Annotated in this window: 12 protein-coding genes; 1 reads left to right on the top strand and 11 read right to left on the bottom strand. The window is 61.8% G+C overall.

Going from position 1 to position 13,852, the window contains the following annotated elements; genetic code table 11:
- Positions 1 to 4: 4 nt before the first annotated feature.
- From AOP79_RS10425 to AOP79_RS10470, 10 genes are all read right to left on the bottom strand, one after another.
- On the bottom strand, positions 5 to 1,789 hold the full coding sequence (locus AOP79_RS10425) for an ABC transporter ATP-binding protein (RefSeq protein ID WP_062073309.1): 1,785 nt from the start codon (positions 1,787 to 1,789) through the stop codon (positions 5 to 7).
- A complete protein-coding gene (locus AOP79_RS10430) occupies positions 1,786 to 3,660 on the bottom strand; it encodes an ABC transporter ATP-binding protein (RefSeq protein WP_062073311.1) in 1,875 nt (624 codons plus the stop codon). The genes AOP79_RS10425 and AOP79_RS10430 overlap by 4 nt, the downstream gene beginning before the upstream one ends.
- The gene (hisF, locus tag AOP79_RS10435) at positions 3,657 to 4,427 is read right to left on the bottom strand and encodes an imidazole glycerol phosphate synthase subunit HisF (protein WP_062073313.1); all 771 of its coding nucleotides are present in this window, start codon (positions 4,425 to 4,427) and stop codon (positions 3,657 to 3,659) included. Before hisF ends, AOP79_RS10430 begins: the two co-directional genes overlap by 4 nt.
- The gene (locus AOP79_RS10440; RefSeq protein ID WP_062073315.1) at positions 4,427 to 5,419 is read right to left on the bottom strand and encodes an FKBP-type peptidyl-prolyl cis-trans isomerase; all 993 of its coding nucleotides are present in this window, start codon (positions 5,417 to 5,419) and stop codon (positions 4,427 to 4,429) included. The genes hisF and AOP79_RS10440 overlap by 1 nt, the downstream gene beginning before the upstream one ends.
- A gap of 50 nt (positions 5,420 to 5,469) precedes the next feature.
- Entirely contained in the window at positions 5,470 to 6,825 is a 1,356-nt protein-coding gene (gene pafA, locus AOP79_RS10445; protein WP_062073317.1) for a Pup--protein ligase, read from the bottom strand.
- Positions 6,826 to 6,890: 65 nt separating this feature from the next.
- Positions 6,891 to 7,070 (bottom strand): ubiquitin-like protein Pup, encoded by a 180-nt coding sequence (locus AOP79_RS10450; RefSeq protein ID WP_062073319.1) that lies wholly within the window; start codon positions 7,068 to 7,070, stop codon positions 6,891 to 6,893.
- 20 nt (positions 7,071 to 7,090) lie between these two features.
- Positions 7,091 to 8,620, bottom strand: coding sequence for a depupylase/deamidase Dop (gene dop, locus AOP79_RS10455; protein ID WP_062073320.1), 1,530 nt, complete (start codon positions 8,618 to 8,620; stop codon positions 7,091 to 7,093).
- 3 nt (positions 8,621 to 8,623) lie between these two features.
- Positions 8,624 to 10,033: a proteasome ATPase gene (arc, locus tag AOP79_RS10460; protein ID WP_062073322.1), complete on the bottom strand. Its 1,410-nt coding sequence runs from the start codon at positions 10,031 to 10,033 to the stop codon at positions 8,624 to 8,626.
- 6 nt (positions 10,034 to 10,039) lie between these two features.
- The gene (locus tag AOP79_RS10465; protein ID WP_062073323.1) at positions 10,040 to 11,062 is read right to left on the bottom strand and encodes a tRNA (adenine-N1)-methyltransferase; all 1,023 of its coding nucleotides are present in this window, start codon (positions 11,060 to 11,062) and stop codon (positions 10,040 to 10,042) included.
- A gap of 19 nt (positions 11,063 to 11,081) precedes the next feature.
- Positions 11,082 to 12,224 (bottom strand): site-2 protease family protein, encoded by a 1,143-nt coding sequence (locus AOP79_RS10470; protein WP_161794261.1) that lies wholly within the window; start codon positions 12,222 to 12,224, stop codon positions 11,082 to 11,084.
- Between the two features lie 62 nt (positions 12,225 to 12,286).
- Here AOP79_RS10470 and AOP79_RS10475 point away from each other — a divergent pair, with 62 nt between their 5' ends.
- A complete protein-coding gene (locus AOP79_RS10475; protein WP_201774458.1) occupies positions 12,287 to 13,147 on the top strand; it encodes a RecB family exonuclease in 861 nt (286 codons plus the stop codon).
- Here the strand turns inward: AOP79_RS10475 and AOP79_RS10480 are convergent.
- Complete coding sequence (locus AOP79_RS10480) at positions 13,144 to 13,833, bottom strand: HAD family hydrolase (protein WP_236683392.1); 690 nt, start codon at positions 13,831 to 13,833, stop codon at positions 13,144 to 13,146. The two genes, AOP79_RS10475 and AOP79_RS10480, sit on opposite strands and share 4 nt — an antisense overlap.
- Positions 13,834 to 13,852: the final 19 nt, after the last annotated feature.

The raw sequence follows: 13,852 nt of genomic DNA on the forward strand, positions 1-13,852 counted from the left end.
GTGGCTAGCGAGTCTGTGAAACCCACGCGTCGTGCAGTGCAGCATAGGCGCCATCTGCGGCGACGAGCTCCCGGTGCGGCCCCACTTCAATAAGTTCGCCGTCCTTCATCACCGCCACTGTGTCAGCACGCTCAGCCGTCGACAGGCGGTGGGCGATGACTACGGCGGTACGTCCCTGCATCAGGCCTTCGAGAGCCCTCGAGATGCGGACCTCAGTGGCGGGATCAACGGCGCTGGTGGCCTCGTCGAGGATCAGCAGCTCGGGATCACGCAGATACGCACGCGCAATCGACACTAGTTGGCGTTCCCCTGCGCTCAGGAGCTCGCCGCGCGGGCCAACCTCTGTGGCAAGGCCGAGCGGCAAGGCGTCGACCCAGCCTTCAAGGCCCAGCGACTCAAATGCTGCGCGAGAGCGATCTTCGAGTTCGGACTCAGACGCTTCAGGGAGCGCATAGGCCAGATTCGACAAGATTGAGCCGTCGAAGAGGAACCCCTCCTGCGGCACAACAGCGATTGACCGTCGCAACGAATCGTGTGGCACATTCTTCACATCAACCCCGCCGACTTTCACGGTGCCTTCGGTAGGGTCGAAGAACCTCGACATGAGTCGGGCCAATGACGTCTTGCCCGAACCCGTGGTGCCGACAAGCGCGATACGTTCTCCTGCTGCGACCTTGAGATCAATGCCCTTCAGAACCTCAGGGCCTCCGGGGTAGGTCAGACGCACGCCCTCAATATCGAGGTCTCCTCGGCCATGAGGAATGGGCGTACCGTCCTGACCGGGGTCGTCGACGGTGACTTCTTGGTCCACGAGTTCCAGGACTCGTCGCCAGCCCACAACAGCACGCTGCATCTCAGCGAGCATCTCAATAATCCACATCAGGGGACCAGAGAATTGGTACACAAGGAACACCATTGCCACGACGGTTCCGACGCTCATGTCGCTGTTCACGACCATGACGGTGCCGCCCACGAGCGCTAGTCCGGTCGCAAGCCACTGCCCCACGACCGTCGACGAGAAGTTCACCGAAGCCAGGCGCGAAGCCCGCTTCTCCGCGGCGAGGATGTCGTCGTTCTCCTCGTTCAGTTCGTCGCGCATGCGCTGCTGCACACCGTAGGCGCGGATGGTTGAAACACCGACGATCTGTTCCGAGGTGCGCCCGAGTAGATCGGCCATCTGCTCGCGGACATGGCGGAAAGCCTCCTGCACACGGGGCTGGATCCACAGCAGCGAGAACACCATCGGCACGAATGCCGCGAGGATGATCAGTGCGAGCTCCCACGAGTAGGCCACCATGACGAAGAACACAATGACCGACTCAAGGGCCGCAATGATCATCGCGGCACCAGTCCACTGCATGAGGTCTCGAACCGTCTCGACGTCGCCGGTCACGCGTGACACATAGCGACCGCGCTGCTCTTCATTTTGTGTGAGGACGGAGAGCTCGTGAACTTTGTCGAAGGCAGTGATGCGAAGCGTCGCGAGGCCACGTTCGGAGGCCTTCACCATGCGGATCCGGACACGCCACGCCAAAACGGATGTGATGACCAGAAGCACCGCACCAATCGACGCGTAAATCACGACGACGTCCAGGTCAACGCCGCCTGGCGCCAGCAATCCGAAGTCAGTGATGCGCTGGGTGAGGAACGGCACTGCTGCGCGCCCCGACGCGGCGAGCGCTGCCAACACCAAGGTGACCCAGAGGCCCGCCTTCAGTTCAGGGCTCACTTCAAGACCGCGACGGAACATGCCGCGTGCGGTGCTGGAATCTGCTTTCGACCGCTTCATCCGATGTACCCCGCTTCCTGGTCCGCCTGACGGCGTGAGTCTTCTTCATATGCCAGTACCAGTTCGCGGTATCCCGGGTCACGGTCAACGAGTTCCGCATGCGATCCGGAATCGACGACTGAACCATCTTCGACGTGCACCACATGGTCCGCGAGCAGGATTGAGGCCAAACGGTAGGCAATGATCAACACCGTCGGACCCGCACCATCGGCGCTCAGGCCTTTGAGGATGTCCTGTTCGACCTTAGGGTCAACGGCGCTCGTGGCGTCGTCGAGGACGAGCACACGCGGCTGTCTCACCAGCGCGCGAGCCAACGCGATGCGCTGGCGTTGACCACCGGAGAGGTTCATTCCGCGTTCTGCGAGCGTGGCGTCCAGCCCGGAGAGGCCTTCCGGTGCGATCGCCTCAACGACGTCCGCGACATTTGCGTTGCGAAGCGCCTCCCACACCTGCTCGTCTGAGAAATCTTCGCCGAGAGTGATGTTAGCCCGCACTGTCCCTGCGAATACAAAAGCAGTTTGAGGTACGAGCGCAACGTGGGAGCCAAGGCTCGCAATGACCTCTAGGTCATGATCGTCGAGCGTAATAGTGCCGTTTGTCGGGCTTGCCAAGCGCGATGCCGCGAGAGCCACCGTGGACTTGCCCGAACCCGTAGCACCCACGAGCGCCGTGATGGTCCCCGGCTTCAGTTCAAGAGATACCTCACGCAAAATGACTGCGAGGTTGCCGTCACCGTCGTCGGCGCCAATATCGGCACTGTCGAACTTCACCGCACCTGCGCCTTCAGCAGCGACCTTCCGGGTGCCGGGCTCGTCGACCTCGGTCGCGGCCTGTGCAATCGCGCCGATTCGACGGAATGCCACCAAGGCTTGCGGCATCTGCCCGAGCACCCAACCCAGACCACGAATGGGCACCGCCATGAGGGTGACCAAGTAGATCGCGGACACCACGTTACCTACGGAAACGAAGCCGGCATCGGCTCGGAATGCGCCCACCACCATCAATGCCACAGCGCCAAGCGGAACCACGAGATCCATCAGTGGCTCGAACCAGGCGCTGGTGCGGCCCACACGAATGTCAGCATCGCGTAGCCCTGTCACGGACTCACGGAACCGGGCACTCTCGATACCCTCGGCACCCAAAGCCTTGACGACGGTGCCGCCTTCGAAACTCTCATGCGCGATGGTGGAAACCTCTGCGCGACGTGACTGTCCGAGGTCCCACTGAGGAGTAATGACCTTCTCGTAGGCCACGTTGATCGCGAAGATGACGGGGACGACAGCGAGACCGGTGACAGCGAGCCATGGGTCCATCTGCCACATTGACCAGCCAGCCGCGAACATCATCACGAAGGACCCCACAGTAAAAGCGAAGGGGTGCAGCGTGTTCGTAGCCGACTCTGAATCGGAAGACATCGCTGATAGCAAGCGTCCGGATGGGTTCGACCGGTGCCACCCCAGGGGAAGGCTCGCCAAGGCATCAGCCACCACGCGGCGGTGGCGTGCTGCCACTCCTGCCACAGCAACTCCCTGTGCCCAGCGACGGAGTCCCACAAGCACTGCGTTGACAAGGCCGATGCTCAAGAAGACAGCGCCAGCAATCCAGATGGCGGTGACAGGGTCATCGGTGAACCGCGTCCATGGGCCCTGAATGGCTGAGCCTTCAGAAGCGGGGATGACGATGTCGTCGGTGATGTCGCCAAGGAGCGTGCCGAACACCACTGTCAGGGTGGAGAAGAGCGCCGCAAAAACAATGGCCCATGTGAAGTACTTGCGTTCAGTGCGCATCGCATGCCGAATAAGCTGGAATGCTTTGTGGTTAAAGGAGCCTGACAACTCGTAGTCTTCAGCAGCTCCGTTCAGGCGGCTCACCTGACGTCAATTCCGCGCGTGCGCATGTAGTCCTTCACTTCACTGATTTTCAAGGTGCCAAAGTGGAACACGCTGGCAGCCAGGACTGCGTCGGCTCCAGCTCGGGCGGCATCCACAAAGTCCTGCGGCCTACCCGCCCCGCCAGAGGCGATCACTGGGATCGTGACACGAGAGCGCACCTGCTCAAGCATCTCCAGGTCGAAGCCCGACGTGGTGCCATCCGCGTCCATCGAATTCAACAGGATCTCCCCCGCACCCAAATCCTGCACTTGTGCGGCCCACTCCACAGCATCGATCCCTGTGCCGCGGCGCCCGCCGTGAGTGGTCACTTCAAATCCCGATTCAGTGGTGGATTCGCCTTGGCAGCGACGCGCGTCCACGGACAAGACCAAGACCTGCGCGCCAAAACGTGACGAAATCTCATTGATGAGTTCGGGGCGAGCAATGGCGGCCGTGTTCACTCCGACCTTGTCCGCACCGGCGCGGAGCAACCGGTCGACGTCTTCGGGTGAGCGCACTCCCCCGCCCACCGTCAGGGGGACAAAGACCTGGTCTGCGGTGCGGCCCACAACGTCGTATGTCGTGGCCCGGTCGCCAGACGATGCTGTGACGTCGAGAAAAGTCAGTTCGTCAGCGCCTTCGCTGCCATACGCCTGGGCCAGCTCAACGGGGTCGCCGGCGTCGCGGAGGTCAACGAAGTTCACGCCTTTGACGACCCGCCCAGCATCTACATCGAGACAGGGAATAACTCTGACTGCTGCGCCCATTACGCTTTCGGACTCCAAACATCGAGGATATCGACCACTACGACCATCGTGCCGCGCAACGCGTATCCGGCGCTACCCGGGATCAGCATCTCCACGCGGGATCCCTCGGAATGGTCGAGGAGCCCCGACACCATTCCTGGGGTTGCCTTTCCGGCACTCATATCGAGGAGCAAAGGGGCTCGTTCAGCTTCCCAGGTGGAGTCAAAAATGTCACCAGCGGACCATGACTCATGCGCGGCACCGTCACCATCATCGAATGTTCCCTCACCGTCGGCGTAGTAGAACATCGTGTAGTTCATCGTCACGCGCGAGTCGGCAGTAATCTGTGGTCCCGCGCCCTTGACCAACGTTGCAGTTTGTAGTTCAGACACCGGTTGCGCGTCCTCAGCGATCGTGATGCTTGGCGCCCCGTCCTCACCGATGTCCACAACGGGCATGCCGGGCACGGGTTCCTGGTCCTCACCTACGGCGTGGTCCGCTCGCACGTCCACGACGAGGCCTAGCGGAGGCGCTTCACTCGGCTCGCCATTTTCCGTATCAAGGCCTTCGCCGAGGTTATTGTCCCCACCTCCAGTGACGAGTTCGGCGGGTTCCACCGTGAGGACACGGGCACCTTCGTGCGCATTGATCAGGACGTCGTAGAGCGCCTGGCCTACAGATTCGGGGCTCAGGACATATGGCGCTGGAGAACCATCGAAGGTGTTAATGACCACATCCGCCGAGTCGAGTGACTCTCCGTAGACGTCGAGGAGAAGCGACTGACCTGGAACGAGCGCCTCACCTTCCCCGTCCCACAGCAATTCCGTCTGCGCGGACTCGTATTCGAGGCCCGTTTCGTACTCCAAGGACGGGGCAAGGGAGTCGCTTGTACCGACCACGATCTGGTCGATGTCCCCCAACAACGACGGCGATGCCTCAGTCTCTGGCGACGGCCCCGTGCATGCCGCCAGCGCGACTGCACTCACCGTGGCGATGATGGCAATGCGGCGCATGAGGTAGTCCTTTCAGGGTGGTCGAGGCAGACTCAGGATTCTAACCCGGTCTAGTGCCCTTCAATCTCCTTGACCAGGGCTTGCACACGTGCGTCTTCATTTCTGAAAGGGTCCTTGAGGAGTACCGTCTGGTGGGCGCCGGTGAGCTTCAGATGAACCCAGTCGACGGTGTAGTCCAGCGAGGACCCGAGTGCCGCCTTGATGAACTCGCCTCTCAGCCGTGCCCGAGTTGAGGTCGGAGCGACAGCCTTGGCCCGCTCGATCTCTTCCTCCGTGATGACTCGCTTCACCAAGCCTTGGTCGAGCAACTTGTAGTAGAGGCCGCGCTGGGGCGAAACATCATGGAAAGCGAGCTCTAGACGCGCCAAGCGCGGGTCATCGAGGCTGCAGTCCAACCTTTCCTGATAACGAGTCACAAGCCGATGTTTGATGGCCCAATCCAGCTCTGTCGCGACGAGGTCAAAGCGCTGCTCCCGTACGGCGCGAAGTCCGCGCTCCCACAGGTCGAGGATCTTGTCCACCTCTGCGGTGCGTTCGATAGTGCCATCCACGTGCGACTGAACGGCCTCCAGGTAGGCCCACTGAATGTCGACAGCGCTCAGGTGCCGGCCATCCGCCAACTCCACGGTGGCCGTACCCGTCATGTCGTGAGCGACGGTCCTGATCGCTTGCATCTCGTTCGCAAGAGTGAAGTCCGGCAGAACCGCGTGTGCTTCCATCAGGCGAAGCATCAAATCCGTGGCGCCGACCTTGAGCAAGGCCGTGGGCTCTGCCATGGTCGAATCGCCCACAATGACGTGCATGCGTCGATAGAGCTCAGCGTTGGCATGCGGTTCATCCCGCGTGTTAATCATGGGCCGTGAACGTGTGGTCGCGGAGCTCAACCCCTCCCACATGTGGTCAGCACGAGGCGAGAAACTGTAGTGCGCGCCCTGCGGGGTTCGAGTGATGCATCCCGCTCCCGTCACGACTTGCCGCGTGATCAGGAATGGCAAGAGGGCCGATGCGAAGGCACGGAAATCTGCACGTCTGCGCACCAGGTAGTTCTCGTGGCATCCGTAACTGTTACCTGCTGAGTCCGTGTTGTTCTTGTAGAGATGAATCGTGCCGTCGATGCCGGCCTCAGAGAGCCGTCGCTCGCCATCCGCGATGAGGTCGTGCACGATGCGCTCACCTGCCTTGTCGGAGGCGATCAGGTCCGTGAGCGTGTCACATTCCGCCGTCGCGTACTCAGGGTGCGCGCCCACGTCTATGTAGAGACGCGAGGCATTCGGCAGAAAGACATTCGACGAGCGCCCCCACTCGACCACAGAACGGAACAGGTGCCCCGCGACTTCTTCAGGAGTGACCGCGCGTGCCTGTGGCGCGTCGAGGTGAAGGCCGAACTCAGTCTCAAGGCCAAAGATGCGCCGCTCGCGTGGAACGTCAAGCGGCGGCGGGACGTCGAATCCTACGGCTGGGGAGGTCGCGACTACTGCCCACCCTTTTGCACGAAGGACCGTACGAACTCCTCAGCGTTCGTCTGCAAAGAGTCATCGATCTCGTCGAGAAGACTGTCGAGCGCATCGGTACTTTCGGCCTTAGCCGGTGCCGGCATGGGCTCCGGGGCGTCGTCTTCGTAGCCGTGGCTTGATGAGTGTGTCTGAGGCATCTTTGCAGTCTAGTGCGCGACTAGCCGCGCTGGGCCGCGAGCGCATCGATGTATGGATGCGTGCTCATGTGCGGGTCATCGAGGTGCACGACCTCGAGCTCCCCGTGGTCAGCTTCGTGGTCGATGACGACAGATGCCCATCCGGCTGCATCGACCAGTTCAGGCCGGGCACGAATCAGCTTCGCGCGCACCGCTGCGCGTGTATCTCGCGGTGCACGCCGCGTGGCTTCGTCCACTTCAGCATCGTCCGTCAGGCGCGCGACCTGGCCAGCTTTCTCGAGTCGAGCTGCCCACCCGTCGCCGAGCGTGCTCCATTGAACGTCCACTGCCGCCAAACGTGCGTCGCCCCAATCCAGAAGTTCGGTGTTGCCGTCACGGTCTGTGGTCGCGTGCCGTTCTCTGAGACGCCCAAGCAGCGACAGTTTCGCCGCCCATTCCACGTCCTTGGCCGCCGACAGAGGGTCCCGTTCAAGCGCATCGAGGACACGTTCCCAGTGCGCCAACACTGTGTGGTCACTGGCATCTTCTGCATAGGCACGGCAAATACCCAACAGCGCCCTTTGAATCTGCATTGCACTGGCGTGCTCTCCTGACTCGAGCTCGAGCGGCACCAAGAGCGACAGGTCCCGTGACACGGTCTGCACGGCAGCAACGGGATTCTTGATGACCAGGGTCTCGAGACGGTCGTCACCAGCCTCGATTGCGGACAAGACCATGGAGGTGGCGCCAACTTTAATGAGGGTCGGGACCTCAAAACAGTTGGCGTCACCGATGATGACGTGCAGACGCCTCCACTGTGACCTGTCGGCGTGTGGTTCATCTCGGGTGTTGATGATCGGACGCCTGAGCGTGGTTTCCAGGCCGACCTCGGCCTCCATGTAGTCCGCACGTTGGGAAATCTGGAATCCGGGTTGTTCGCCCCGTTGTCCGAGTCCTACGCGGCCTGCTCCGATCAGTACTTGACGGGTCACCAGATGCGCCGTGAGGTACCGAGAAACGTCATCGAAGTCGATGTCTCGGCGCACAAGGTAGTTCTCGTGGGTGCCATAAGACGCACCTTTGCCGTCGACGTTGTTCTTGTAGAGCGCCAGCGCAAGCCCCTCGTCGCGGGTGTAGCGCTCGGCGGCCTTCAGCGCGATGGCATCACCGGCACGGTCCCACAGCACTGCGTCGCGAGCACTGCGAACTTCAGGTCCGGAGTACTCAGGGTGTGCGTGGTCGACGTAGAACCGTGCGCCGTTGGCGAGGACTGCGTTGAGATGGGCGGGGTCTTCCCACGAGCCTCGTCTGCGGCGCAGTGTCACTCCCCCGGCCGTGCCGTCCCATTCGGGTGCATCGGTGAGGAGATCTGCATGCGCCTGCGATCTGTCTCGCCTATGTCCACGCTGGTCTTGGAGTGGGTCTTCACCGCCGTAGTCCCATCGGGCCGTGTGTCCACCCGCTTGTGCGCGGCAAGCTTCAACAAGTCGTGAGGACATGAGGATGGGGTTTGCCTGCGGATTGCGCGGGTCCGCGATGCCGTATTCGGTTTCGATACCGACAATCCGCATGGGCTAACCCTCCCGAAGCGTGCTTGCCGCGACCGCGCGTGCCTCTGCGAGCTCCTGTTCGCAGGCACGTTCGACATGTCGGGTGGCGATGCCGGGCTCGCCGCCACGGATCACGTCCTTGATCGCGAGAGTTTTGGCACGGTCAACAACATTGCGCAGGAGCGCTCCCGACATGTACTCACCGTTGGCAGGATCGGCATAGAGGCGGTCCACCGCGTGCTCGGACAAGGCTTTCACGGCATCGGCTTTGTTGCCCTGGGCTTCGTCGAGCACGGCCGATGCTAGCGGTAGGTCCGCGGTGAGGTACTTGGAGAAAATGTCGCGCGCGCTCGAGGCATCGGGACGAGAGATTTCGATTTTGACGTCGAGGCGCCCGGGACGCAGGATTGCCGGATCGATCATGTCCTCGCGATTCGAAGCGCCGATCACGATCACGTTGCCGAGCTGCTCCACTCCATCGAGTTCCGTCAGCAGCTGCGGCACAATCGTGGTCTCCATGTCGGAGCTCACGCCACTGCCGCGGGAACGGAACAGTGCTTCCATCTCGTCAAAGAACACCACCACCGGCGCACCCATCGACGCTTTGGCTCGTGCACGTTCAAAGATCGTGCGAATGTACCGCTCGGTTTCGCCCACGTACTTGTTCAAGAGCTCGGGGCCCTTAACGGAGAGAAAATAGGACTGATCCGCACCCACGGCATCGGCCAACGACCGTGCCACGGCCTTTGCTATGAGCGTCTTGCCACACCCTGGAGGACCGTAGAGCAGCAGCCCGCGCGGTGGCGTGAGGGCGTGCTGGCGATACAGCTCCGGGTGGCGCAACGGAAGTTCGATGGCGTCGCGAATACGCTCGATCTGACCGCCGAGGCCGCCAATCGCGTCAAAGTCCACGTCAGGGACTTCCTCGAGCAGCAATGCTTCCACTCCGGAGCGATCCACGCGCTCGCTGGCAAAGCCGCTACGAGCGTCGATGATGACGGTGTCCCCCTCGGTCACACGGCCACGCGCATCGCCTCCCACCAACCGGACTACGCGCTCGTCTTCTCCTCGCGACACCACCAGAATGCGATCTTCGTCAAGTACCTCACGCACCAGCGCCCCTTGGCCGGTACGCTCCGGACTCGCCACACCCACGACCACGCTGACGGCATTGAGCAACACTTCGTCCCCTGGACGCAAAGTGGCGTCGAGGTCAGGCATGACTGACACCCGCATGCGGCGACCATTGCTCACCACGTCGACGTGATCGCCTACGGCCTGTACAAACGTGGCAAACGTGTGGGGTGGGGCCGATGCTTCAGCCAGTTTGCTGCGCATCTCACCAAGCGCCTCGCGTGAGACTTCAAGCAGCCGCTGCAGTTCCGCGTTGCGTGCCTGGAGTACCGCGATCCGATCCTGTCCTTCAGTCACCATCCGTTACTACTCTCCATCTGCTTGCTGCTCGAGCTCGTCCTGCTTCCCTTGAATGTTCTGCTGTTGGGCAGTGACATCTCGACGTACACGGCGAACCTTTTTGTCTGACACCGCGCGCTCACCCAAATCCTCCGGCTCCCACTCGGCCTCGGTGGGATACGACCCCTTGGCAGGACGGCGCTTGCGCAATGGCGCGTGCACTCCTGGCGCCATACGCCTGCTCGTCAGCAGGAACCCGGTGTGACCGACCATACGGTGATCGGGACGAACGGCGAGGCCCTCAAGGTGCCAGGTTCGCACCATCGTTTCCCAGGCACGGGGCTCGGTGTATTCACCGTGATCACGCAGTGCCTCCGCAAGTCGGGACAACTGGGTGGCGGTAGCCACGTAGGCGAGGAAGACGCCACCTGGAGTAAGCGCCTTCGACGCAGCTTCAACGTTCTCCCAGGGCGCGAGCATGTCCAAGACGACACGGTCCACAGTTCCCGGCTCCGCGACATCGGCAACTCTGTCGGCAAAATCACCCGTTGTCAGAGTCCACGCTGGGTGGGTACCACCGAAGTGCTGCTCCACGTTGGCGCGCGCAATGTCCGCGAAATCCTCACGCCGCTCGATCGATATCAGTTCACCGTCGTCGCCCACGGCGCGCAGGAGCGACATGGTGAGCGCACCGGAGCCGACGCCAGCCTCGACTACCCGGGCACCGGGGTAGATATCTGCCATCTGAATGATCTGGCCAGCATCCTTGGGATAGATCACCGCCGCACCACGTGGCATCGACATGACGTAGTCGCTCAGCAGGGGGCGCAACACGAGGTATTCGTAGCCCGCGGTGTTCTTCACCACAGCGCCTTCCGGACCACCGATGATGTCGTCGTGGCTGAACTGTCCCCGATGGGTGTGGAAGGTCTTGCCCGGCTCAAGGACGATGGTGTGGTGACGGCCCTTCGCATCGGTCAGTTGCACGCGGTCGCCTGGCCGCAAGGGGCCGCGGCGCTCTGTGGCGCCAGTAGGAAGGGTTGAAGTCATACCCCCAGTCTAGGGCGCGCTATTGCAGGGCCTTCATCGCGTCGGCCAGGCGAAGCACGCCGGCGAAGCCCCCAGCGTCAATGACCACAAGGACGTCCGCTTTTCCCCACCACTCGTTGAGCGCTTGGACTAACGCCTCGCCTGTTGCATCAATCGAGATTGTGGCCCCTCGCGGTAACGGCATCGTCACCGACACCAGTCGGGTCTGTTCAAAGTCCGATTCCGGGACGGCGTTCAACAGTGTCACCGGGAAGTGACCTGCGGCATGGCCATCAGGACTGACCACAATGATCTCTCCAGCACCAGTGTCACGCGCCACCGTTGCGGCCTGTGCTGCGGACGCGGTGTGCGGAAGCGCCACAGCCGGCACCATGAGTTGACGAAGAGAAATGGACTCTCTGGCCAGCATCGCCTGGGACACTTTGATCGCCTGTGAAGCAGCGGGCCATAGCACCATGAAAATCAATGCCGCCCACGCGATGTCAAAGAGGCCTGGAGTGCGGCCCTGCACCAACGGCGCCGCCACTGCGTAGATGACAAGTCCGATCGCGATGACGCGCCCGCACCATGCCGCGATATACATGCCCCGGAACCGGGACCCGGTTGAGGCCCAGACGATCGATTCGACAACCCGACCACCGTCCATCGGAATTCCGGGCAACGCATTGAAGATCGCCAGCAGCACATTGGTCCACACCAACCACTGCAAGGCGGCGTAAAGCCAGATGTCACCCGCAACCCGGTCAAGCAAATCCAGTTCGACCCACCCAAGCCAGATCGGCAGTGCGGCCAACAACGCGACCACGAGGTTCGCGAGAGGGCCAGCAATCGCGGTGACTCCCGCGACCTTAGGGGTCAGCCCGCGGGCATCGAAACTCGTGTGGCCGCCCCACAGCGTGAGGACGACTTCATTCACGGTCCGACCGAACCCCTTGGCCGTCGCCGCATGCGCAAGTTCATGCAGAAATACGGACACAAAGAGCAAGAGGGCAAACAGCACACCCATCGAGAAGCTGCGCCGGTTCAGTTCACCACCACCAGCGGTGCTGAACAACAACGCGAGGATCAACACCATCAACAGTGTGGACGGCTGCACGACGACCCTTGCCCCAAACACATGTCCTAATGAAAATCCACGCGTACGCGGGTCGTGTGAAGTCATGACCACCACCGTAGACGCTGAAAGCAGCCGCCATGTCACGGGTTCCCCGTAGCCTGGGGTGCATGTCCGCACCACGTCGCGCTCCTGCACTGTCCCCATCACGCGCAGGCGACTTCCGCCAGTGTCCCCATCTCTACCGACTCCGCGTCATTGATCGCGTCCCTGAGCCTCCGTCGGCCGCTGCAACCCTAGGCACCTTGGTCCACAGTGTGCTCGAAGAGCTCTACGACCTTCCAGCCCACGAACGCAATGAAGACGCTGCCACGGCGATGCTGTCACCACTGTGGGACGCCATGAAAGTCAAGGATCCAACGCTTGCGGACCTCCATGACGACAAGGCAGCTGAGCAAGCTTGGCTCGCGGATGGTGCCACACGTCTGCGCACGTACTTCACGATGGAGAACCCGCAGCGACTTGAACCCAACGCGCGAGAAGAGTTTGTAGAACTTCAGCTTCCCGACGGCCCTCTCCTGCGAGGATTCATCGACCGTGTTGATGTCGCACCCGATGGATCAATTCGCATCATCGACTACAAGACCGGGAAGACTCCCCGCCCGCAGTACGGGCAAAAAGAGCGCTTTCAAATGAAGTTCTACGCGCTTCTCGTGGAACGCTTGCGTGGCCGGCGACCAGCGATCCTTCAGCTGCTCTTCCTCAAGGACGGCGGGACACTGGTGCTGCGCCCCACTGCGGAAGACCTCGACCTCGTCGAACACGAGATTCGAGAACTGTGGAACGACATCACCCATGCCGCGTCAACGGGACAGTTCCGCCCCCAGAAGTCCAAACTCTGTGACTGGTGTCATTTCCAGGAGCTGTGCCCGGCTTTTGGGGGCACACCACCTGAACTCGATCCAGACGCCGTCGAACGAGCGCTGGGCGTGCGACCCGGTGCAGCCGACAGTGCTCCCGCGGTCACCTAGTCGTGGGCGCTCAGTTCGTCGATCACTTCTCCGTTGGCGACACGCTGGACAACGTCCAGGCCCCAATCCTCCAGTGATGCGACACGCGACAACCCTGGGAGTGAAGGGATCGGGGTCAGTCGCTTGACGCCGACGGTACGAGCACCTGACGACCAGGCGGACTGAACTCCCGCAGGCGAATCCTCAAATGCGACACACGTTTCAATGTCAACGCCAAGCTTTTTAGCTGCGGTCAGGAATGCTTCAGGATCTGGCTTGCCCCGCGACACCGTGTCTCCCGTCACCACCACGTCAAAAACTCCCGGGAGCGCCGAGGTCAATGCCTCCGCCAACGGCGTGTAAGACATCGTCACCAGCGCCAACGGAATGTCTGCGCCGTGGAGTTCTTCGAGAAGCGAACGAGCATCGTCTTGCCAAGGGACGTGCTCCTTAACGCTGTCTCGCACACGTCCCAGAAGGTAGGCGACGATCTCGTCTCCCGGAAGGTCCACACCCCTTCCACGGAGCACCTGCGCGGACACCGGCAGTGGGTTCCCCACGAGCTGAAGACCATCGTCGTGAGTCCACTCAATGCCCCACTGTGCCGCGAGATCTGTTTCAGCCCCTATCCAATAGGGCTCAGAGTCGATGAGTGTGCCATCCATATCCCAGAGGACGGCCGAGGGCGAAGTAATGTGCGTTGTCACAGTCCCCGAGTCTAGGCTG

The organism is Demequina sediminicola, assembly GCF_000975055.1.
Classification (GTDB): Bacteria; Actinomycetota; Actinomycetes; order Actinomycetales; family Demequinaceae; genus Demequina; species Demequina sediminicola.